Annotated in this window: 17 protein-coding genes; 14 read left to right on the top strand and 3 right to left on the bottom strand. The window is 64.3% G+C overall.

Features of this window, described 5'->3' with window-relative positions:
* The first annotated feature begins 62 nt into the window (after positions 1-62).
* The 11 genes from tssF to EGJ27_RS19365 are packed head-to-tail and all read left to right on the top strand — an operon-like array spanning position 63 to position 15,415.
* Positions 63-1,850 carry a type VI secretion system baseplate subunit TssF gene (tssF, locus tag EGJ27_RS19315; protein WP_125832337.1) on the top strand — a complete coding sequence of 596 codons (1,788 nt, stop codon included), beginning with the start codon at positions 63-65 and terminating at the stop codon, positions 1,848-1,850.
* Positions 1,814-2,836, top strand: coding sequence for a type VI secretion system baseplate subunit TssG (tssG, locus tag EGJ27_RS19320; RefSeq protein WP_125832338.1), 1,023 nt, complete (start codon positions 1,814-1,816; stop codon positions 2,834-2,836). Before tssF ends, tssG begins: the two co-directional genes overlap by 37 nt.
* Positions 2,833-5,412: a type VI secretion system ATPase TssH gene (tssH, locus tag EGJ27_RS19325; protein WP_125832339.1), complete on the top strand. Its 2,580-nt coding sequence runs from the start codon at positions 2,833-2,835 to the stop codon at positions 5,410-5,412. The genes tssG and tssH overlap by 4 nt, the downstream gene beginning before the upstream one ends.
* A gap of 10 nt (positions 5,413-5,422) precedes the next feature.
* Entirely contained in the window at positions 5,423-6,952 is a 1,530-nt protein-coding gene (locus tag EGJ27_RS19330) for a sigma-54-dependent Fis family transcriptional regulator (protein ID WP_125832439.1), read from the top strand.
* A gap of 43 nt (positions 6,953-6,995) precedes the next feature.
* Positions 6,996-7,133, top strand: coding sequence for a type VI secretion protein (locus EGJ27_RS19335; protein ID WP_125832340.1), 138 nt, complete (start codon positions 6,996-6,998; stop codon positions 7,131-7,133).
* An 18-nt stretch (positions 7,134-7,151) separates the two neighbouring features.
* Complete coding sequence (gene tagH, locus EGJ27_RS19340; protein WP_125832341.1) at positions 7,152-8,345, top strand: type VI secretion system-associated FHA domain protein TagH; 1,194 nt, start codon at positions 7,152-7,154, stop codon at positions 8,343-8,345.
* Positions 8,346-8,350: 5 nt separating this feature from the next.
* Positions 8,351-8,833 carry a type VI secretion system lipoprotein TssJ gene (gene tssJ / locus EGJ27_RS19345; protein WP_125832342.1) on the top strand — a complete coding sequence of 161 codons (483 nt, stop codon included), beginning with the start codon at positions 8,351-8,353 and terminating at the stop codon, positions 8,831-8,833.
* Complete coding sequence (tssK, locus tag EGJ27_RS19350) at positions 8,830-10,161, top strand: type VI secretion system baseplate subunit TssK (RefSeq protein ID WP_125832343.1); 1,332 nt, start codon at positions 8,830-8,832, stop codon at positions 10,159-10,161. The genes tssJ and tssK overlap by 4 nt, the downstream gene beginning before the upstream one ends.
* A gap of 38 nt (positions 10,162-10,199) precedes the next feature.
* Positions 10,200-11,030 carry a type IVB secretion system protein IcmH/DotU gene (gene icmH, locus EGJ27_RS19355; protein WP_256672886.1) on the top strand — a complete coding sequence of 277 codons (831 nt, stop codon included), beginning with the start codon at positions 10,200-10,202 and terminating at the stop codon, positions 11,028-11,030.
* Between the two features lie 12 nt (positions 11,031-11,042).
* Positions 11,043-14,552 (top strand): type VI secretion system membrane subunit TssM, encoded by a 3,510-nt coding sequence (gene tssM / locus EGJ27_RS19360; protein WP_125832345.1) that lies wholly within the window; start codon positions 11,043-11,045, stop codon positions 14,550-14,552.
* On the top strand, positions 14,552-15,415 hold the full coding sequence (locus tag EGJ27_RS19365) for a serine/threonine-protein kinase (protein ID WP_125832346.1): 864 nt from the start codon (positions 14,552-14,554) through the stop codon (positions 15,413-15,415). Before tssM ends, EGJ27_RS19365 begins: the two co-directional genes overlap by 1 nt.
* An 8-nt stretch (positions 15,416-15,423) precedes the next feature.
* On the opposite strand, the gene EGJ27_RS19370 is transcribed toward EGJ27_RS19365, so the two are convergent.
* On the bottom strand, positions 15,424-16,344 hold the full coding sequence (locus EGJ27_RS19370; protein WP_125832347.1) for a LysR family transcriptional regulator: 921 nt from the start codon (positions 16,342-16,344) through the stop codon (positions 15,424-15,426).
* A 105-nt stretch (positions 16,345-16,449) separates the two neighbouring features.
* On the opposite strand from EGJ27_RS19370, the gene EGJ27_RS19375 reads away from it, so the two are divergent.
* Both EGJ27_RS19375 and EGJ27_RS19380 read left to right on the top strand, forming a co-directional pair.
* Entirely contained in the window at positions 16,450-17,652 is a 1,203-nt protein-coding gene (locus tag EGJ27_RS19375) for an aspartate aminotransferase family protein (protein WP_125832348.1), read from the top strand.
* A gap of 140 nt (positions 17,653-17,792) precedes the next feature.
* Positions 17,793-18,338, top strand: coding sequence for a DUF4174 domain-containing protein (locus EGJ27_RS19380; protein ID WP_177523063.1), 546 nt, complete (start codon positions 17,793-17,795; stop codon positions 18,336-18,338).
* An 11-nt stretch (positions 18,339-18,349) separates the two neighbouring features.
* On the opposite strand, the gene EGJ27_RS19385 is transcribed toward EGJ27_RS19380, so the two are convergent.
* A complete protein-coding gene (locus EGJ27_RS19385) occupies positions 18,350-18,793 on the bottom strand; it encodes a CBS domain-containing protein (RefSeq protein WP_125832349.1) in 444 nt (147 codons plus the stop codon).
* A 123-nt stretch (positions 18,794-18,916) separates the two neighbouring features.
* On the bottom strand, positions 18,917-21,136 hold the full coding sequence (locus EGJ27_RS19390; protein WP_125832350.1) for a bifunctional diguanylate cyclase/phosphodiesterase: 2,220 nt from the start codon (positions 21,134-21,136) through the stop codon (positions 18,917-18,919).
* Between EGJ27_RS19390 and EGJ27_RS19395 the strand changes: the two genes are divergently transcribed.
* Positions 21,135-21,362: a hypothetical protein gene (locus EGJ27_RS19395; protein WP_125832351.1), complete on the top strand. Its 228-nt coding sequence runs from the start codon at positions 21,135-21,137 to the stop codon at positions 21,360-21,362. The genes EGJ27_RS19390 and EGJ27_RS19395 overlap by 2 nt on opposite strands.
* Positions 21,363-21,375 lie beyond the last annotated feature (13 nt).

Below are 21,375 nucleotides of genomic sequence, written 5' to 3' on the forward strand. Positions count from 1 at the left end.
GATCGCCAGGCGAGAGATTTCTGTTGCCCGTGAGGGCAGGTTCAACCATCAGGAAGTCAGGTTTGTCGTTCAATCTCTATTACCAAAGCGAGCTGTCCGCGCTGCGCCAGCTCGGTCGGCAATTTGCCGACCGCAACCCTGCGCTGGCGCCGTACCTGGGGCAGGCCGCTCGCGACCCTGATGTCGAGCGTTTGCTCGAAGGCTTCGCGTTTCTGACGGGTCGGCTGCGTCAGAAACTTGATGATGAGCTGCCAGAGCTGACGCATTCGTTGATGCACTTGCTCTGGCCCAACTACATGCGGCCTTTCCCGGCCATGAGCATGGTGCAGTTCGAACCGCTCGACCAACCTGGGCCGGGCGTGCTGGTCGAACGCGACACGGCGGTCGAGAGTGACCCGGTGGAGGGCAAGACGTGCCGCTTCCGCACCTGTTACGCCACGCAGGTTCTGCCACTGAGGCTCGATGCACTCAGCTGCGCGGCCAAGGGCGACGCGGTGGCGCTGGACCTGCGCCTGGGCATGACGTGCGAAGGGCATCTGGGTGAACTGCAGCTCACCCGTTTGCGCCTGCACCTGGCCGGAGAACGCTACATCAGCGACATGCTGTACCTGGGCCTGTTGCGCCAGTTGACCCGAATCCGCCTGACGCTGCTCGACGCCGATGGCCACCTGCTGTCCGGCAGCAGCGGCGACGTAGTAGAGCTGGATCTGCCGGTGCAGCATGTCAGGCCGGTGGGCTTTGCCGAAGACGAAGCGCTGATTCCGTATCCGCTCAACACCTTCAGGGGCTACCGCTATCTGCAAGAATACTTCTGCTTCCCAGAGAAGTTTCTGTTCGTCGACCTTCTCGGGCTCCACGTCCTGCAGTCGCTGCCCACGGACACGCTGGAAAAGGCGCGTGGCCTGATCCTGAGCCTGGAGATCACCAGCAGCGAACTCCAGCACCTGCAGCCCACGGCCGAAAACGTCAAGTTGTACTGCACGCCTGTCGTCAACCTGTTCGAGCAGGATGCCGTGCCGATCCGGCTCGAAGGCAAGCAGGACGAATACCTGCTGATGCCGGCCGGATACGGGACCCAGGATTGCAGCGTGTACAGCGTCGACAAGGTGACGGGCTGGCAGGCCGGTGCCTTGGGTTGTCAGGACTACGTGCCGTTCGAGTCCTTCGAGCATGACCCCAGCTTCGATGTCCAGGACGCCCGTCCGTACTACAGCGTGCGCCAGCGAGCGTCGGTCACCCACGACGGGCTGGACACCTTCCTGAGTTTCGACGTGCGCGACCTGCAACGCCACGAGACCATTTCCATCGAGCTGACCTGCACCAACAACAGCCTGCCGCTGCACATTCCGGCCAACGGTATCTGCCATTTTGCCGAGAGCGCTCCGGATTTCGTGCGCTTTCGCAATATCACCCCCGCCACGCGCAGCTACGCGCCGCCGATCAACCGGGAGTTCCTGTGGAAGCTGATCAGCAACATGTCACTCAACTACCTGTCGCTGGCCAACATCGAGGCGCTGAAAGTCATTCTGGAAACCTACGACCTGCCTCGGTACCACGACCAGCAAGCCGAAAAAGTCAGCCGACAGCTGCTCAATGGCCTGAAATCCATCGGCCACACCCCGGTGGATCGTCTGTTTCGCGGCCTGCCGGTTCGGGGGCTGCGCACCGATCTGGTGATCGATCCGCAAGGTTACCTGGGAGAAGGCAGCCTGTTCCTGTTCGCGTCGGTGCTCAATGAGTTCTTCGCGCTGTACGCCAGCCTCAATTCGTTTCACCAATTGCATGTGACCAGCACCCAGGGAGCACGGTACGAATGGACGCCCCGCATGGGCCAGCAGCCCCTGCTATGACCGGCCTGGACACCGCCATACGCGAATATTCGTTGTATCAGGCCATGCCGCTGATCATCGAACGGCTGCGCCGCCTACATCCCGAGCTGGACGAGGAAGCGCTCGCGGACCGGGTGCGGTTGCAAACCAATCCCAGCCTGGGTTTCGCCGCCAGCGACATCGATGCCGCAGAGTTTTTCGAACACGCCGGTCAGCTGCAGGCACGGGTGCGGATCAATGCCCTTGGCCTGATGGGGGCCGCTTCGCCGCTGCCGGTGTGCTACAGCGAACAGGCGCTGGGAGATGACCAGGCCTGCGACACCCTTCGTGACTTCCTGGACCTGTTCAATCATCGGCTGTTACGGCTGCTGCTGCCGATCTGGCGCAAATACCGCTACCACGCGCGATTCACACGCGGCGCCGAAGACCCGTTCTCCGAGCGGTTGTTTGCACTGATCGGCCTGGGCGGCAAGCCGCTGCGCGAAACCCGCGAAATCAACTGGAAACGTTTGTTGCCGTATCTGGGCCTGTTGAGCCTGCGGGCGCATTCGGCGGCGCTGATCGAAGCGGTGCTGCGCTACTACTTCAAGCACGCGCCGCTGTTCATCGAACAGTGCATCGAACGGTCGGTAGCCATCAGCGCATCCCAATGCAATCGACTTGGCCGCGCCAACAGCCGGTTGAGCGAGGACGCCGTGCTCGGCGAGCGCGTGCGGGACCGTAGCGGCCGATTCCGGATTCACATCCGGGAGCTGGACTGGGAACGCTTTCACGCATTCCTGCCCATCGGCAGCGGCCGTGCCCCCTTGGGTGCGCTGGTGCGGTTCACCCAGCGTGACCCGCTGGACTACGACATACAGCTGCAACTGCTGCCCCAGGAAATCCGCGCGCTGCGCATTGGTGAACGGAACACCTGTCATCTGGGCTGGACGAGCTGGCTGGGGCACGAACGTGCGGACGGCGTCGTCAGGCTGGGCAGCCCCTTCATTAAGGACGAAAATCGATGATCAATGTAGACCTGCAACAGCTCGTCAACGCGCTGGATGCACCCACTCGCCAAGCGCTGGAAAGCACTGCCCAGCGCTGCGTCGCCCGCGGCGGCAGCCGGATCGTGGTGGAAGACCTGCTGTTGGCGTTGCTCGAGCGACCCGACGGATTGCTGAGCGCGGCCTTGCTGGACGCCGGTGTGGACACCGCCGAGCTTGCCGGGACATTGCAGCCGCCGGTCGAGGATGCTGTGGCACGCAACCCGGTGTTCGCACCCGAACTGATCCAGTGGCTCCAGGATGCGCTACTGGTCGCCAATCTGGAGCTGGGGCAGAGCTGCATCGAACAGGCCGCGCTGATTCTCGCGCTGTTGCGTAACCCACTGCGTTACGCCGGAACCCGCTATCAGCCGTTGCTGGCGCGAATCGATGCCGATCGGCTGCGCGACTTCGCCCGGAGTCAACAGGCTGTCGAGCCGGTTTTGCAGCCGGGCGCGGCGGATGAGTCGCTGCTGGCCCGCTTCACCCGAAACCTGACGCGCCAGGCCCGGGAAGGGAAGCTGGACCCGGTGTTGTGTCGCGACGATGCGATGCGGCAGATGGTCGACATCCTGGCGCGCCGCCGCAAAAACAATCCGATCGTGGTGGGCGAAGCGGGTGTGGGCAAGAGCGCGGTGGTCGAAGGGTTGGCGTTGCGGATTGCCGCGGGCGAAGTGCCGCAGCCGCTGAAAAACGTGGAACTGCTGTCGCTGGACATGGGGCTGCTGCAGGCCGGTGCCAGCATCAAGGGGGAGTTCGAGCGTCGTCTGAAGGGTGTGATCGAAGAAGTCCAGGCCAGCGCCCGGCCGATCATTCTGTTCATCGACGAGGCCCATACGCTGATCGGTGCCGGTGGCCAGCCAGGCGGCACGGACGCTGCCAATCTGCTCAAGCCGGCGCTGGCCCGTGGGGAACTGCGGACCATCGCGGCCACCACCTGGAGTGAGTACAAAAAGTATTTCGAAAAGGACCCGGCGCTGGCTCGCCGCTTCCAGCCGGTCAAGCTTCACGAGCCCACGGTGGACGAGGCGATCACCATTCTGCGCGGGCTGGCGCCGCTGTACGAGACCAGCCACGGCGTGTACCTGCGCGACGATGCGGTCGTGGCTGCCGCGCAGTTGTCGGCTCGCTACCTGACCGGCCGACAGCTGCCCGACAAGGCGGTTGACCTGCTCGACACCGCTTGCGCCAGGGTGCGCATCAGCCTCGCCGCCATGCCGCAGTGCCTGGAGCGCGTGCGCGCCAGGGTCGCCGAAGGCGCACGCCGGCTCGATGCACTGACGCGTGATACCGCGGCGGGATTGCAGGTCGATGCGCAGTCGCTCAACGAGCTGGAACAGGACCTCGAACAGGCCCGCGAACGACAGGCGGAGCTGGAACGGCGGTGGGAAACCCAGCGGTTGGCCGCCGAGCGGATTCTTGAGTTGCGGCAACAGTTGGCCGGGCGCTCTGCCGGCGAGCCCGATGCCGATAGCACCGCACTACGCCACGAGCTGCAACAGACTCATCAAGCCTTGATCGGGCTGCCGCAGACCGAGCGTCTGGTCAGCTTCGAGGTCTGCCCCAGGCTGGTGGCCGAAGTGGTCAGCGCCTGGACCGGCGTGCCCCTGTCCCAACTGGCGCGGGAATACAGCGCCAGGGTGGCCGGCTTCGCCACCGACCTGCGCCGACGGGTGCTTGGTCAGGACCAGGCGGTCGAGGCGCTCGACCGGGCCATGCGCGCCGTCGCCGCCGGGCTGAACAGGGCCGACGCACCGGTGGGGGTGTTCCTGCTGGTCGGCCCCAGCGGCGTGGGCAAGACCGAGACCGCGTTGGCGCTGGCTGACCTGCTGTACGGCGGCGAACGCTTCCTGACCACCATCAACATGTCCGAATTCCAGGAGAAGCACACGGTTTCGCGCCTGATCGGCGCGCCGCCCGGCTACGTCGGTTATGGCGAAGGCGGCATGCTGACCGAGGCGGTTCGCCAGAAACCTTACTCGGTGATCCTGCTCGATGAGGTGGAAAAAGCCGATCCCGACGTGATGAACCTGTTCTATCAGATTTTCGACAAGGGCATCGCCAACGATGGCGAAGGACGGGAAATCGACTTCCGCAACACTTTGATCCTGATGACATCCAACCTTGGCAGCCAGCGCATCGAACAGCTTTGCCGGGACGGCGAGCGGCCTGCGGCCCAGGCCCTGGAGGCCGCCATTCGCCCGCTGTTGAGTGCGCATTTCAAGCCCGCACTGCTGGCGAGAATGCAGGTGGTACCGTACTTCCCGGTGGGCGATGTGCTGCTTGCGCAACTGGTGGAACTCAAGTTGCAACGCCTCGCAGAACGCCTGGCGAACCGCAAGCTGCAATTCAGTCATTCGAACGCGCTGGTCGAGTACCTGCGCGAGCGCTGCACGCAAGGCGACAGCGGTGCCCGTCTGGTGGACCGCCTGCTGGAGCAGCATGTCATGCCGCCGGTCGCCGACCGCTTGCTGCAGGCCATGGCCAACGGTGAAACCATCGACCAGGTGCACGCCACTCTGGACGATGCGGGCGCCGTGTCGTGCGAGTTTGCGTAAGGTGAGCGGCATCTTTACCCCGATCCCTGAACCGTTGGTTTACGCCCAGCGATTCTGCAACCACTACGGCACACTGGCGCAGGCCGGCGACCGCCAGGCGCTTGCCGACGAACTGGTCAAGGCCGTCTGCGAGCTGACCGGCTGTGAACTGAGCCAGTTGTTCTGCCTGGATGCGAACCACAGCAGCCTGCGACTGCTGGCGCAGAACACGCAAGAGCCGCTCCGGTCGGGCGTGGCCCACGATGCCGATTACAGCAGTGAGCAGCTGTTGCAGTTCAGTCTGGGCCAAAACCGCACCGTCAGCCTCGCCGGCAACCCGAACGACGTGTACGACCTCGGTTTTCTTCCGGCCGGCGCTTCAGCCTGGCGCTCGTTGCTGTGCCGGCCGTTGCCGGATCGAGGTGGTCAGGTGGTCGCGCTGTTGGTGTGCGCGACGCCACGCAGTCGGTCGCTGGAGATGTACGAGTCTTCGTTGGGCGTGCTGGGGGCGTTCGCCGTCTCGCAGATGCAGCTTCTGCAGCGCCTGAAGCCCTCGGCGGTGGCCGCTGAGCAACCCACCCCGACCGCGGCCCGAACCTCGGCGACCACGGATGACTATGGCCTGATCGGTCGCAGCGCGGGAATGGTGCGGACCCGACACCTGATCAGCAAGGTCCTGCAAACCTCGCACACCGTCCTGCTGACCGGTGAAACCGGCACCGGCAAGGAAGTGGTGTCCCGCGCCATCCATGACCACGGGCCGCGCCGCAGCAAGCCGTTCGTGGTGCAGAACTGCGCAGCGTTTCCGGAGAGCCTGCTGGAAAGTGAATTGTTCGGTTACCGCAAAGGCGCCTTTACCGGCGCCGAGAGCGATCGTCCCGGCCTGCTCGACACCGCCAACGGCGGGACACTGATGCTCGACGAGATTGGCGATATGCCGTTGTCGTTGCAGGCCAAATTGTTGCGGGTGCTACAGGAAGGTGAAATCCGGCCGCTGGGTTCCAACGTCACCCGTAAGGTCGACGTCAGGATCATCGCCGCGACCCACCGCGACCTGCCGGCCATGATCGCGGAAGGCCGGTTTCGCGCCGACCTTTATTACCGTCTCGCGCAGTTTCCCATTGCCCTGCCTGCCTTGCGCGAGCGTGGCGATGACGTGCTCGAACTCGCAGCACACTTCGCCCGTGAAGCGTCCCGGTTCATCAGGCGTGAACCGGTGCACTGGTCCGAGGCGGCGCTGGCGATGCTGGCGGGCTACCGCTTCCCCGGCAACGTGCGGGAGCTCAAGGGGATGATCGAAAGGGCCGTGCTGCTGTGCGAGGGCGAGTGCCTGCAAGTAGAGGATTTTGCCGTGGCCGACACGCTGCTTGCCGACTCCGGAATGTTCACCCTGCGTGAACGACTTGAAGCGTTCGAGCGCGAGCTGCTGCTGCAATGCCTGCGCAGCGCGGGCGGTAACCGCAGCCTCGCGGCGCGCCAGCTGGGCGTGGCGCGCCGCACACTGCTGTACCGCATGGCTCATCTGGAGATCACGCCGGTGTCAACGAGGGCCAACGGATGACTGCCGCGCCCACCGCTTTTTCAATCTGTCTGGAGATCCCTTCATGACCCCTAACGGACGGCTGATCGCTGTACTGCTGGGCGCACTCCTGTGCCTGGCCGGCTGTAGCGGCCATTACACATTCAGCGACGACGAATACCGCCCGTTGGGCGACCCGGCGTCGATCCATCGCGGCAAATGATTGCAAGAGAAGCGCAACATGGAACTGGTGTTTGAAATTACCGATCCCCGGTCGCTGCAGCGCGGTGACGCACGCAGCCGGGTCTTCAGTGAAACGGGCGGGGTTATCGGCCGTCACCCCGATTGCGACTGGTCGATCGAAGACCGGCAGCGCCTGGTGTCCGGCCGGCATGCGCAGGTCGTGTGGCGCAGTGGCGAGTACTTCCTGATCGACCTAAGCCGTAACGGCATTGTGCGGGCGGACGGCGGGCGGCTGTGCAAGGGCCAAGAGGTCCGCATCCACGACGGCGCGGGTTTTCGGTTTGGTGCGATCGAACTGGTGGCGAGGCTGCTCACTCCGGCCCCTGCCGAGCGGGACTGGCTGACATTCGCGCTGGAGCCGGGGGAGGGAGGTGTCACGCCGCTCGCTCCGGTCCTCGATCCTCTGCTTGCGATGCAGGAGCAGGACACGCCCTACGGTGCGCTCGACGAATTGGCCGGCCTGCTGGATACCGTCGTTGCTCCCCGGCAGCCTGCCGACCACACGCCGGTTGACCATGACCATTTGCTGGTCCCGCGCCTGATCCCCGAACCCGAGTCGGCGGCAACGGGCGAGGGTGCGGCGCAAGCAGCCGAGCCGTCCGTGGCCTTCTGGCAGCAATTGGGTGAGGCGTTGGGGATTGACCTGGCGACCATGGCCCTGGAGCGCCGTGAAGCCTTGGCGCTCGATGCCGCACGGCTGTTACGGCAGTGCATAGGCGGCCTGCAACGCAGCCTGCGCAATCGGGATGAACTGCACCGGGAGATTTTCGGCGGCACCGGCCCTATGGCGCAGGAAGACTCGCCGCTCCTGGACGTGAACGCGGGGGTGGCGGCAGCGATTCGCGGGCTGTTGCTGCCCCGGTCGTCTGCTGCGCAGGCGAGTCAGGCCATTACCGGGGCGTTCCGGCACTTGCAATCTCATCAGGTGGCTATGTGGGCCGGCAGTCGAGCCATGGCGCGCGCCACGCTGGCGCATTTCTCGCCGCAACAGTTGAACTGGGAGTTCGAGCGTGACAGCAGCCGGCCGGTGATCAACACCGCCGGCAGTCGTTGGCGCGCCTATCTGCGTTTTCACCATTCCCTGAGCCGCACGGACGACTGGAGCGACGAGTTGCTGGCTCGCCATTTCACCCAGGCGTATCGAGACCAGATCCGCCTGCTCAGCACGCTGCACCTGGACTGCCAAGGATAATCTTCATGTATTACCGCAACTCTCTGCATCTGCTGGGCGTGTTCCTGCTGGTGGGCTGTTCGGCGCTCTCGCCGTATTCGACCCAGACCCGTCTGCAGCTGAAACTGACCGGCAATGAGCTGCTCAATCCGGATATCAACGGCCGCCCCTCGCCGGTGGTGGTGCGCTTGCTGGAACTGCGCAATCCGGTCGCGTTCGAGACCCGCGACTTTTTCACCTTGTATGGCAGAAGCGCCGAGACGCTGGCCCAGGATCTGGTGGCCAGCGAAGAGCTGGAGCTTCGCCCTGGCCAAAGTGTCGATTTGAAGCTGCGGGTTGAACCTGGCAGTCGCTACGTCGGTGTCATGGCCGCCTACCGGAACCTGCCTGACAGCCAATGGCGTTACGTGCTGGAACTGACCCCTGAAGGGCTGACCCAGGCCGACCTGACCCTGAGCGACGATGGCATTCACCGTGTTGGCGCAACGCCCGGGGTGCCACGGTCATGAATGCACACAAGGTTATCTGGCAGGAAGGCATGCTGCTGCGCCCACAGCATTTCCAGCATCACGATCGCTATTACGATCACCAGCTCAGGCGCCGCACCCAGCTTGCCGGTGCGTTTCTGTGGGGTTTCACCGAGCTGGAAATCGATCCGCAATTCCTCGGTTCCGGGCAGATCGTGCTCAACCTGGCCTGCGGCGTTCTGCCGGACGGCAGCCTGTTCGACCTGCGGGATCGCACCGATCCGCTGGTCCTGGAAGTGCCTGCCAACACCGGCGACACGGAGGTATGGCTGGCCCTGCCGCTGGTCGCGGGCCATTGCATCGAGGCGCGCAGCGCCGAGCAGAGCGACGTGGTGGCGCGCTATACCGCGCACGCCACCACCGTCACCGATTCCAATGCCGGCGAGACGGGCTCGACCCAGATCCTCTGCGCCCATCCGCAGTTTCGTCTGTTGCTCGGCGACCACACCGACCAGCACGCCTACGTGAAACTCAAGCTGTGCCATGTGCTGGGCAGCACGTCCGACCGCTCGATAAGCCTGTCGCCGGAGTTCAGCGCTTCTTTCATCAGTGCACGCGGCTCGAGCTACCTGATGTCCTGCCTCAAGGAGGTGATCAGCATGCTGGGCCACCGCGGCGAGGCCATAGCCCGGCGCATCCGCTCCAACGGCAAGGTGGGCAGCGCCGAGGTCGGGGATTTCCTGATGCTGCAACTGATCAACCGCACCGAGCTGGTGTTGCAGCACTACCTCAATATCAAGGACGTCCATCCCGAAGAGCTGTATCGGGCGTTGCTGGCCATGTACGGCGAACTGGCCACGTTCGGCAGTGAACACAAGCGACCCCGGTTCACCGGTCAGTACCACCACAGCGATCAGGGCGCGACCTTCAGGGCCGTGATGCAGGCCATTCGAGAGCTGTTGTCGATGGTGCTCGAGCAGCACGCCATGGAGCTGGAACTGCAGGTCCGGCAGTACGGCATTCTGGTTTCGCCACGGGTCGACCCGCAGTGGCTGGGAGCGGCGTCGTTCATTCTCGCAGCCTCGGCCGATTGCGATCCCGAAGAGCTGCGATACCGGCTTCCGGCGCACCTCAAGGTCGGCTCGGTCGAAAGTATTCGCCAGATGGTGAACCTGCACCTGCCGGGCATTCGGGTCAAGCCGTTGCCGGTGGCGCCGCGCCAGATTCCCTACCACGCCAACAAGACCTATTTCCTGCTCGAACTGGATGCCGACGAAGCGGCGGACGTGGAGAAGTCGGGCGGCTTTGCCTTGCATGTTTCCGGTGACTTCGCCGGGCTTGAACTCAAATTCTGGGCCATCAGGAGCTGATCGCAATGAATGGAGCACAGCCATCAGGAGCCCATGACATGACGCTGCTTGAAAAGCGCGACCGCGACTTCAACGGCTCGTTGACCGGTCATGACAATCCTCCCAGCCTGGAGCAGCTCGAGGCCCGTTTGAACTATGCCGCGCGCCTGGGACCCAGGGAGCGCTTCAACCTGCATATCAACCCATTGGTGGCAGCGGCCGCGGAGCTGCTGGCGCAGGTGGCGCGACTCGCTACCGCCGACGATCCGGGCGACATCCAGATGCTCAACGGTCATCTCTGCGCCCAGGTGAAGCTGTTCGAAACCAGCGCCGAGCATCATCAGGTGCCCAACGAACAGATGATCGCGGCGCGCTACGTGCTGTGCACGGTACTGGACGAAACCGTGCTCAACACAGACTGGGGCAGTGCCAGCGACTGGTCGCGCAACAGCCTGTTGAGCCGGTTCCACAAGGAAACCTTCGGCGGCGAGAAGTTCTTTCATCTGCTGGAGCGGCTTTCCATCAACCCCCACAAGCACCTGCACATGCTCGAACTGATGTACCTGTGTTTCGCCCTCGGTTTCCAGGGCAAATACCGGGTCAGCGCCCGGAATGACACCGAGCTGGACGAAATTCGCGAGGGCCTGTTCCGGCAGATCCGCCACCTGCGTGGCGACCCGCCTCGAGAGTTCTCGCCGCAATGGCGCGGCGTCGAGCCGGTGCAGCGAGGCGTACTGCGCCTCATCCCGCGCTGGCAACTGGTGCTGATCACCGGGATCTGCCTGGCAGCGATGTATGGCGGCTTTGCCTGGGTGCTGGGCAACCAGCGCGAAACGGTACTTCGACCCTTCCACTCCACGACCATCGCCGAACCTGAGCGGCGCGCGTAACAGAGACCTGTAATGAAAAACCTGTTCATGAAACTTGTGGGCCTGTTGCGCCAGACCCGGACCTGGACGCTGTTGCTGGTCCTGGCGCTGAACCTGGTGATCTGGTTTGCCGGCCCGTGGCTGGCAGTGGCCGATCACAAATTCTGGGAAAGCCCGACGGCACGTCTGCTCTCCATCAGCCTGCTGTTGCTGCTCTGGGGACTGGTCATGGCGTTTGCCGGTCGACAGGGCACTGCCGCGCAGGACCCGGCGACGCCTGCGGTTCAGGAAATGCTCCAGCAGGACGCGTTGATCGCCGACGAACGCCAGGCCCTGCGGGCCCGCTTCTCGGAGGCCGAGCGAGTGCTGGCCCAGTCCACGCTGTACGCCAGCCGCGACGGCCAGGCGCGTCGGGAGCTGCCGTGGTACCTGCTGATCGGTCCGCAAGGAAGCGGCAAGACCAGCCTGCTGGATTTTTCCGGCCTGGACTTCCCGCTCAACAAGGTCGAGCGCAGCCTGACCCGGGATATCCGCGGCAGCCGTGGCTGCGACTGGTACTTTTCCGATCAGGCGGTGATTCTGGATACCGCGGGCCGCTACTTCAGTCAGGTTCAGCAGCGGGTCGATGGCGCCGCCTGGCTGAACCTGCTTGACCTGTTGCGCACCCGCCGCCGATCACGGCCCCTCAACGGCGTGCTGGTGGCCTTGCCGGTGGAAGCACTGCTCGATGCTCAAGAGTTGCGCGTCGAACGCCTCGCCGCCACGGTGCGCGAGCGTCTGCAGGAGGTGCACCGCCTGCTGCGAATCGATGTGCCGGTCTATCTGGTGCTGACCAGGGCCGATGCACTGCCCGGTTTCGACGAATTCTTCGAGCAGTTGTCGCGGGAAGAGGCCGGCCAGGTGCTGGGCACGACCTTCGAGCCGGGCAGTAACGGCAGCGATGGCGCTCAGTTGCGCCAGGCGTTCGAGGCGTTGCTGGCGCGCTTGAACGGTCAGGCGCTGGGTCGGGTGCATCAGGCGCGGGGCATTGCCCGGCGAGGCTTGATCCTGGATTTTCCTCACCAGCTGGGCCGCATCGGCCACAACCTGTGCCTGCTCGCGGAACTGGCCTTTGCCGGCAACCGTTACCAACGGGCCAGCCGGTTGCGTGGCTACTACCTGACCCGTGCGCCGCATGTCGGCGTCGTGGCAGGGGCCGATGCCGATCACGAGCCGGCCCGAGCGGAAGCGGGCAGCCGGTTGCCGGTATTGAGTACGGTTGGGGCGCGTTTCATCCATGACCTGCTCAGCCGGGTGATTTTCCCGGAGTCGAGCCTGGCGACGCTCGACAGGGACGTGCGCCGGCGCATCGCCTGGGGGCAGCGCGCGGGCTTTGCCCTGGTGATCGGCGTGCTGCTGGGGTGCGGCACGTTGTGGGCGACGGGTTTCTCCGCCAATCATCAGCGTCTGGAACAGCTGCGTAATCTGGCCGGCCGCCTGCTGGAGCAGCGCGGCGCGCTGAACCCGGGCGACGACCTGCTGGCAACGCTGCCGGTGCTCAATACCGCATCCCAGGCCAGCCGCGTGTTTCCAGACATCGCTCAGGCGGCGCTGCATGAGCGCGGCGGCCTGTATCAGGGCGAGCCGGCCAACCGGATCGTGTCCGCTGCCTATGACAACGAACTGCAACGCCAGCTGCTGCCACGGTTGGCCCGCCAGTTAGAGGCGCAGATTCGAGCCAGCCTCACCGACCGCGAGCAGCTGCTGCCGAGTCTGCGCGCCTACCTGATGCTCAACCTGCGTGAACGTCGGGACCGAGCCTGGTTGCAAGACCGGGTGGCCAGTGACTGGGCGTTGCGCTACGCCGGTGACGCTCAGGTGCAGACCGAACTCAACAGCCATCTTGATCGGCTGCTCGACCAGCCCTTCGTCCATCCTCTGGATGACATGCTGGTGGCCCAGGCCCGGCAGGTCCTGCGAGGCGAATCCCTGGCCGGCGCGGTCTACCGCATCCTGCGGGATCAGGCGCGCAGCAGTCCTGATTACCGTCTGGCGCAGCATCTGGGCAGCCAGGGCAATCTGTTTGCCGGCACCGATTACCCGATCCCAGGCTTCTATACCCGTCAGGGCTACCAGCAGTATTTCGTTGCCCGCGGATCCCGTGCCGTGACCGAAATACTTCATGACAACTGGGTGCTCGGTGACAACAGCGGCATGGAGCCTGGGGAACTGCGCGGTTTGTTGGTGGAGCTGGAGCAACTGTACTTTCGCGACTACGCGCAGCATTGGAGCGAGGCGCTGGGCCAGGTATCGCTGCAACCTTTCGAAGGCGCCCGCCAGGGGGCTACACAAATGGCCGGTCTGATCGCGGCCAGTTCGCCGCTGCTGCAACTGCTGGGGCAAATTCGGGAACACACGCGCTTCGCCGTGCCGGCCCCGGTCGAACCCGCAGCCGCGCAGCAGACGCCGGCGGCAGGCGGCGTGGCCGGCAAGGCAGTGGTGGCGGTGGCGGGGCTGGCGCAGGAAGCCGCAGCTGGAGTCTTGCCGGATACGGCGAAGAAGGCCCTGCAAAGACGGTTCGAACCGCTGCATCGGCTGCTGGATGACAACAATGGCCCGGCCGCAGATCTGCTGTCGGTGCTGGAGGCGCTCAGCGACGTGCAGCTGCAACTGGCCAGCCTGGGGCGTTCGGGGCAACCGGAACTGGTGGCGTTCGACGTGGCCAGAGCGCGGATGACCGGCCAGCGCGATGCCTTGAGCGAGCTGCGCAGCCGGGTCGGGCAACTGCCGCAACCGGTCGCTGGCTGGTTCGGCACCCTGGCCGAGGACAGCTGGGCGTTCGTGCTTCAGGAAACCTATCGGCATCTCAACCAGCGCTATCAGGATGAGGTCTACCGTTTCTACACTCAGGCGCTGGACAAGCGCTACCCGTTCCATGCGCACAGCAGCAGCGATGTGGCGCTCAACGATTTCCGGGAGTTCTTCAAGGCGCAGGGTATCGCCGAGCGGTTTTTCGACACTTACCTGAAAGCGTTCGTCAGCGGCGAGCCGGGAAGCTACCGGCTTCGTTCGGTGGACGGTTTAAGTGTACCGATGAGCCGGGCATGGCTGGATCAGCTGGCCAACGTCCAGGCCATTCGCAAAAGCTTCTTTGCCCACAGTGCCGACGAGCCTCAGGTGCAGTTCAAGCTCGAACCCTACACGCTCGATCCGGCGGTGAGCCGTGCGGAGTTCCGCCTGGGAGACCAGCTCAGCGAGTATCGCCACGGACCGGTCCAGTCCACCGGGTTCAAGTGGCCCACCGAGGTGGATGATGGCCGGGCGGCACTGGTGCTGGAGCCGATGGCGGGTCGGGCGATAGGCATCGAGAAGAACACCGGGCCGTGGTCACTGTTCCGCCTGCTGGACCTGATGGAAATCGAGTCCCTTGAAGGGCGCGACGTGCTGGTGTTCAAGGCCGAGGTCGGTGGCCTGCGCGCCAACTATCTGCTGATGAGTCAGCGCTCCCCCAACCCGTTCGACGCCAGCGCACTGCGCCGCTTCCGATTGCCGGCGCAGCTGTGATGAACGTGGGTGATGTGCTGACCGGGCGCTACCGGATCGAACGCATCCTGGGGGTCGGTGGCGTCAGCCGAGTGTACCGGGCGCGGGATCTGCTGTGCGAGCAACTGGGCGCCAGCGACCCCCATGTCGCGATCAAACTGCTCGACGAGGAACATGCGCAGGCGCCCGACGGCGCGCTGCTGCTGCACCGAGAGTTTGCCCTGACCCGGCTGGTGCATCACCAGCATGTGGTGCGGGTCGAGCGGTTCGACATTGATCACCGCAGGCGTCAGGCGTTCTTCACGATGGAGCTGATGTGCGGGCTGACCCTCAAGCAGTTGCAGCGCGAGCGACCGGAAGGTCTGCCCTGGCCGGAAGTGCGGGAGATCGTCATTCCATTGCTCGACGCACTCAGGCACGCCCACGACTGCGGTATCGTTCACGGGGATTTGAAACCCGCCAACGTGATGCTTACCGATCGCGGCGTCAGGCTGTTCGACTTCGGCCTGGGTCAGGCTCTTGACGGTGTGCTGGAGGGCCTGCCCGGGCTGTGTCGCCAGCGCACCGTGGCCTGGACGCCTGCCTATGCCGCCCCTGAACTGCTGGAGCGCGGGCTGTTGACGCCGGCGGCGGACGTCTACGCGGTTGCCTGTGTGATTTATGAACTGGCGTCCGGAACCCACCCGTTCTTGCGCCTGGACGCTGTGCGGGCCAGGGCCGAACGTCTCGACCGGCTCCTGCGCATGCCGCGCAGCCTGCCCAAGGCCTGCCGGGCGGTCTTGCGCCAGGCCTTGTCGCTCGACGCACATGAGCGACAGGTGGACGCCAGGGACTTGCATCAGGCGTTCGTCCAGGCGCCGCGACATCGGAGACTGTGGATGTAGCCTGCGGCTCAGCGTTGCCCGCCCGGCCGATTCCATTGCTCAAGCACGAAATCCACGAAGCGGCGCAGCTTGGGCAAGCGATAACGGTCCTGGACGTAGAGCAGATGCATCGGCCGGCAGGGCAGGCGATAGTCGGGCAGTAAGGCGACCAGCCGTCCGTCCTGCAGATCCTGCCGGACCAGCGCGTCAGGCAGCATCACGATACCGCCGCCGGCCCGGGCGGCCTGGTACAGGCCCGACGAGGTGTTCATCACCATCGGCCCACTGACCTCCACCGTCACCTCGCCGTCCGGCCCGCTCAGGCGCCAGTGTTTTTCCACCGCGCTCCAGTCGTCACCGGCCGGGTAGGCGAAGGCCAGGCAATGGTGCCGCGCCAGGTCGCCGGGCGCCAGTGGCGTGCCATGGCGAGCCAGATAGTCGGGCGAGGCGCAGATGGTCAGCGTGTAATCCTCCAGCGGACGAGCGATCAGCCGCGTCGAGTCTGGCACCTTGCCGAGTCGAATCGCCACATCGAAGCCGTTGTCGATCAGGTCGAGCCGCTGGTTGGTCAGCAGCAGGTCAAGCTTCACATCCGGGTAGCGTCTTGAGAATTCGCACAGTGCCGGCGCCAGTACTTCGCTGCCGAAAGTCAGGGGTGCGGTGATGCGCAGCACGCCCGACGGTTCGTCCTGGGCCTGTTCGGCTAGCTGTTCGGATTCGTTGACCAGCCCCAGCACTTCCACGCAGCGCTCGTAATAGGCAGTGCCGAATTCGGTCAAGCGTTGCCGGCGGGTGGTTCTTTTGAGCAGGCTGACACCAAGGCGCTGCTCCAGGGCGCGCAAATGGTTGCCAACCATGGTGGTCGAGATCGAACACTCTTGGGCCGCTGCCGTCATGCTGCCGGCCTCGACAACCTTCACGTACACCGACATTGCCTGGAACAGATCCATTATCAAGCCTGGATTGAATATGGTTAAAGGAAAGCGCTCTTTATGCAGCCTGGGTGCCTAACCATACTGCATCGCAACGCCGTACAGCCACTGGAGATTCCTGCGATGAGCGCTAGCTGCCTGATGACCACCTATAAACCGTTGCCCCTGAGCTTTTGCCGCGGCCTGGGTACTCGCGTGTGGGATCAGCAAGGGCGGGAATATCTGGATGCGGTGGCCGGTGTGGCGGTGACCAGCGTCGGCCACAGCCATCCGGCGCTGGTGGCGGCAATCTGCGAACAGGCCGGGTTACTGTTGCACACCTCCAATCTGTATGGCATTGACTGGCAGCAACGATTGGCCCGCAAGCTGGGCGAACTGTCCGGGATGGAGAGGGCTTTCTTCAATAATTCCGGGGCGGAGGCCAATGAGACCGCGTTGAAACTGGCGCGCCTGCACGGCTGGCATAAAGGCATCGAGCGCCCGCTGGTGGTGGTCATGGATAACGCGTTCCACGGCCGCACTCTGGGGACCTTGTCCGCCAGCGACGGCCCGGCGGTGCGCCTGGGTTTCGGCGCGCTGCCCGGCGACTTCATCAAAGTGCCGTTTGGCGACTTGAATGCCCTCGATCGGATGATCGAGCAGCACGGTGCGCGCATTGCCGCGATCCTGGTGGAGCCCGTGCAAGGCGAGAGCGGCGTGCATGTGGCACCGGCCGGCTATCTGCAGGCCTTGCGCGAGCGCTGCAGTCGGCGCAACTGGCTGCTGATGATCGATGAAATCCAGACCGGCATGGGCCGCACCGGCCAGTGGTTCGGCTTTCAGCACCAGACGCTGCAGCCCGACGTGATTACCCTGGCCAAGGGGCTGGGCAATGGCATTCCCATTGGCGCCTGCCTGGCGCGTGGCAATGCCGCACGGCTGTTCACCCCCGGCAGCCACGGCAGCACGTTTGGCGGCAACCCGCTGGCGTGCCGGGCCGGTTGTACGGTGATCGAGATCATCGAGCAGCAAGGCCTGGTCGCCAATGCCGACGAACAGGGTCGGCGGTTGCGCGCCCGTCTCGCTCAGTTGCTGGACGGTCACCCGAACGTGAAAGCGATCCGGGGGCAGGGCTTGATGATCGGTATCGAGCTGCATGAGCCGGTGGCTGACCTTGTCCTGCGGGCGGCGGTCGAGCACCGACTGTTGATCAATGTCACGCGCAGCACGACGATCCGCCTGCTGCCGCCCCTGACCCTGAATGCCGCCGAAGTGGAGCTGATCGCCCTGGGCGTATCGAACACGCTCAAGGGGGTCGCCGGGCAACCTTGGGAGCGCTGCGCCTGAGTCGGGTCATTGGGAGGCAGGGCGATCCTGGACTATACCGTCAGAACGCATATGCGATAGAACGGCACTGTCAATCGGAAGTCTCTATGCGTAATGTTCACCCATGGATTTCACAGGAGCCCTTTATGCACATCCGGTCATTGCTCATCCGGTCACTGGCGCCGGTCGCCATGTTCGCTACCTGGCTGGTCGTCGCTGCCCCGACCCTGGCAGCCGAAGGCGATACCCCGCTGGCCCAGGAGCGCGGCAAGACCCGCCCGTTGATCATCATCGCTCCCAGTACGGTAGACCCCACGCTGGTCAGCCTCAAGAAAGCCCTTGATGAACCCGCCAATCGTGAGGCGTTCGCGCAGCGCAACATGGTGCTGTACACGGTGGTCAACACCATTGGCGAGCGTAACGGCAAGGCCATGGATGCGCAGTCCACCATGGCGCTGATCCGGGAGTTGAAACTGGGCGCGGGTGCGCAGACCAAGGTCATTCTGGTGGGCAAGGACGGCGAGAAAAAGATCGAGAAGTCCGGCACGGTCGATCCCAAGGAGCTGTTCACCACCATTGACCAGATGCCGATGCGCGAGCGGGAAGCGGCCGTGCCGCCTCCGGCCCCTGAGGCGCAGCCGGCGCCCGCCGACAAGGCCGCGAAACCGGGCAAGGGCGCGCCGCAGGGCAAGACCCTGGACGACTGACCGCGGCCCGTTCAGACGTCGCCGCGAATGTACTGTTCCAGCTGCCGGATCAGGCTGGCCTGTTCGGCGATGGCTTCCTTGACCAGGTCGCCGATCGACAGCAGGCCCAGCAACTGACCGTTCTCCAGCACCGGCAGGTGGCGCAGGCGGTTGTCGGTCATGATGCCCATGCAGGCTTCGATACTCTGTTGCGAATCAACGGTGATGACTTTGCTGCTCATGATCGCGCTGACCGGCGTACCCACCGAAGAACGGCCCTTGAGGATCATCTTGCGCGCATAGTCGCGCTCGCTCACCACACCGACCAGTCGGCCGTTGTCGACCACCGGCAGGGCACCGATGTTCTTGTCCGCCATCAGCCTGAGCGCGTCGAGCACCATCTGCTCCGGGCCTATGGTGTGCACCTGCTGGTGCTGCTCGGCTTTCAATTTCAGCAACTGGGCGACGGTGGTCATGGCGTTCTCCGGAGTCTGGGACCTTGTGAGTGTAGGCCCGCAAACCGGGGCTGCTACAGCATCAACAAATGACCTGCGCGAAGCTGGCGTGAAAGCGGCCGTCAGGTGGCGAAAAACGTCATGTCAAGCTGTGCCGGCGGTCGCCTGGACCTCTTGAGCGGCCATGGCCTGGACGAATGCCTCCAGTGGCATGGGCTTGCTGAGCAAGTAACCCTGGGCTTCATCACAATCGAAACTCTTGAGGTAGGCCAGCTGCCGGGCCGTCTCGACACCTTCGGCGGTGATGGTCAACGACAGCGAGCGACCCAGCTGGATGATCGCCTGTACGATGGACTGGCTCTGGGCGCTGTCCTCGATCTCGTTGATGAAACTGCGGTCGATCTTCAACCCATCGAACGGAAAGGATTTGAGGTAGCTCAGCGACGAGTACCCGGTGCCGAAATCGTCCATCGACAACCGCACCCCCAGCGCTTTCAAGGCGGTCATGACGTTCAGTCCCGCTTCTGCGTCATCGATCATCACCCGTTCGGTGACCTCCAGCTCCAGGCGCCGGCTGGGCAGGCCGGTCGCGGCCAGCACGTTGCGCACCCGCTCGACCAGACCTGGGGTGCGGAACTCCACGGCAGAGATGTTGACCGAGACGATCAGCGAGTCTTCCCAGCGCACGGCATCGCTGCAGGCCCGGTGCATGACCCAGTCGCTCAATGCGATGATCGAGCCGTTTTCCTCGGCCAGGCCGATGAAACGATCCGGCATGCATAAGCCACGGGTGGGGTGTTCCCAGCGGATCAACGCCTCGGCCCCGGCGATCCTGCCGCTGGAGATGTGATAGCGCGGTTGGTAGCGCAGGGTAAACTGGTCGGCGCCGATGGCCGCCCGCAGATCCTTTTCCAGCTCGCGGCGCTCGGTGATACGGGTGGTCATTGCCTGCTCGTAGAAGCGCCAGGTATTGCGCCCGGCTTTCTTGGCTTCGTACAGCGCCAGGTCGGAAAACTTCAGCAGCTCGCACGATGCGCAAGCGTCTGCCGGACACAGGGCGATGCCGATGCTCAGGCCAATGAACACGTCCTGTCCGTTGACGGTGAAAGGCTCGGCGATGCGCTGGATCAACTGCCTGCACAACCCATGGATGGCCGGCATGTCGAGCAGGCTGGTGGTGATCAGAATGAATTCGTCCCCGCCATGCCGGACCAGCAGGTCCTGGCGGGCTATGCAGCCCTGCAGCCGCAGCGCAACTTCGCGCAGCACGCTGTCGCCGCCGCTGTGGCCGAACACATCGTTGATCGCCTTGAAGTTGTCCAGGTCGAGGCTGAGCATCACCACGGGTGCTTCGCGGGTCGGCAGCCGTTGCAGCTCGGCCTGCAGAAAGGTCTGCATGTGTGTCCGGTTAGGCAGGCCGGTCAGGGCGTCATGCCGGGACTGATGAAGCAGCGCGGCTTGTCCGGCAGTAATCGCCAGCAGCTGCTTGTCCATCAGGCGTGCGGTATGAAAGCTCTTGCGGAACACCACGAACGTGCCGACCGCCAGGGCCGCGAGCAACAGCAGCAACACCGGCAACAGGCCGTTGATCAACTTGTCGCCGGGGCGCTCCGGGTCCCAGCGCAGCACCAGTTCCCCGGCGCGCACTGCCGGTGCGGCTACGGCATCGGCGCCGTCGAGCGGGGTGCGCAGGTTGGCGATGTCATAGTCGGTCCCGATCTGGTCGAGTTTCAGGGGCGTCAGGCGATAAGCCAGGATCAGCACCGATTGCGGGTCGTCAGTCATCTCCACATCCGGGTTTTCGCCGGGCGTCAGGGCCGCAGCCGACAGCAGCACCGGGTGCTCGCCCATGGGCTGGACCTGGGTGAACGCCTGCTCATCGGCGGCGCCGTCGCGGGCCTGCTGGATCAGGCGCTTGGGCAAGGCGCCGAGCCAGCTTTCCAGCTGCCGGTCCGCCAGTTCGCCGCCGATCACCGCGTAGCGGGTGCGGTCGTCCGGCCCGACCACGAATACGCCTTCGAACTGGAAATCAGTGTAGAGCGACGCACCCAGGTTGCCACGCACAAAGGCCCAATCACTGTCGGTGTCGATGTGCAGATGCTGGTAGGCATCGCCCCAGAATGCGTTATCACGGGTCGAGGAAATGATGCTTTTGAGCCGAGACCGCCAGACCTGCTCGACCATATGCTGGCTGTGCTGGAATTCGTGCCGGTTGAGTTGCCAGGCGACATACGACAGCGAGCCGATCATGGTGACCGAGATTACGATCAGCACACCGACCACCGCGAACAGGGCTCGCCGGGCGACAAACAGGTGACTTGAGTCCGCCCGGTGGCTGGCCTCGGGCGCTGTCGGCAACTTCATGACTGCCACTTCCACGATCAATAACGACAAGAATAAGGAGTTGTGCGGTCACGCCGAGGGTCTGCATCGAATGCGGACTCATGAGTTTCGCTACCGTTGGCTCGACGGCCGCGAAGCAGGATTCCATCCGAGGCTCAAGGGCGCTGCCGTCTCAAGGCGTATCGGCCCGGGCCACGGTTTCTTGAATGGCCGCGGCAGCCTGCATGTCATGGGCAATGCCACGTAGAATGGCGGCTGAA

This window comes from Pseudomonas sp. v388 (assembly GCF_003935425.1).
In the GTDB taxonomy this organism is placed as follows: domain Bacteria; phylum Pseudomonadota; class Gammaproteobacteria; order Pseudomonadales; family Pseudomonadaceae; genus Aquipseudomonas.

What these genes read in the sequence shown, in the direction of transcription:
- tssG (WP_125832338.1), top strand. Translation starts at nt 1,814, where the DNA reads ATGGACGCCCCGCATGGGCCAGCAGCCCCTGCTATGACCGGCCTGGAC.
- tssH (WP_125832339.1), top strand. Translation starts at nt 2,833, where the DNA reads ATGATCAATGTAGACCTGCAACAGCTCGTCAACGCGCTGGATGCACCC.
- EGJ27_RS19385 (WP_125832349.1), bottom strand. Translation starts at nt 18,793, where the DNA reads ATGACCACCGTCGCCCAGTTGCTGAAATTGAAAGCCGAGCAGCACCAG.
- tagH (WP_125832341.1), top strand. Translation starts at nt 7,152, where the DNA reads ATGGAACTGGTGTTTGAAATTACCGATCCCCGGTCGCTGCAGCGCGGT.
- tssJ (WP_125832342.1), top strand. Translation starts at nt 8,351, where the DNA reads ATGTATTACCGCAACTCTCTGCATCTGCTGGGCGTGTTCCTGCTGGTG.
- EGJ27_RS19395 (WP_125832351.1), top strand. Translation starts at nt 21,135, where the DNA reads ATGACTGCCACTTCCACGATCAATAACGACAAGAATAAGGAGTTGTGC.
- tssM (WP_125832345.1), top strand. Translation starts at nt 11,043, where the DNA reads ATGAAAAACCTGTTCATGAAACTTGTGGGCCTGTTGCGCCAGACCCGG.
- EGJ27_RS19390 (WP_125832350.1), bottom strand. Translation starts at nt 21,136, where the DNA reads ATGAAGTTGCCGACAGCGCCCGAGGCCAGCCACCGGGCGGACTCAAGT.
- tssK (WP_125832343.1), top strand. Translation starts at nt 8,830, where the DNA reads ATGAATGCACACAAGGTTATCTGGCAGGAAGGCATGCTGCTGCGCCCA.
- EGJ27_RS19365 (WP_125832346.1), top strand. Translation starts at nt 14,552, where the DNA reads ATGAACGTGGGTGATGTGCTGACCGGGCGCTACCGGATCGAACGCATC.
- EGJ27_RS19370 (WP_125832347.1), bottom strand. Translation starts at nt 16,344, where the DNA reads ATGGATCTGTTCCAGGCAATGTCGGTGTACGTGAAGGTTGTCGAGGCC.
- EGJ27_RS19375 (WP_125832348.1), top strand. Translation starts at nt 16,450, where the DNA reads ATGAGCGCTAGCTGCCTGATGACCACCTATAAACCGTTGCCCCTGAGC.
- EGJ27_RS19335 (WP_125832340.1), top strand. Translation starts at nt 6,996, where the DNA reads ATGACCCCTAACGGACGGCTGATCGCTGTACTGCTGGGCGCACTCCTG.
- icmH (WP_256672886.1), top strand. Translation starts at nt 10,200, where the DNA reads ATGACGCTGCTTGAAAAGCGCGACCGCGACTTCAACGGCTCGTTGACC.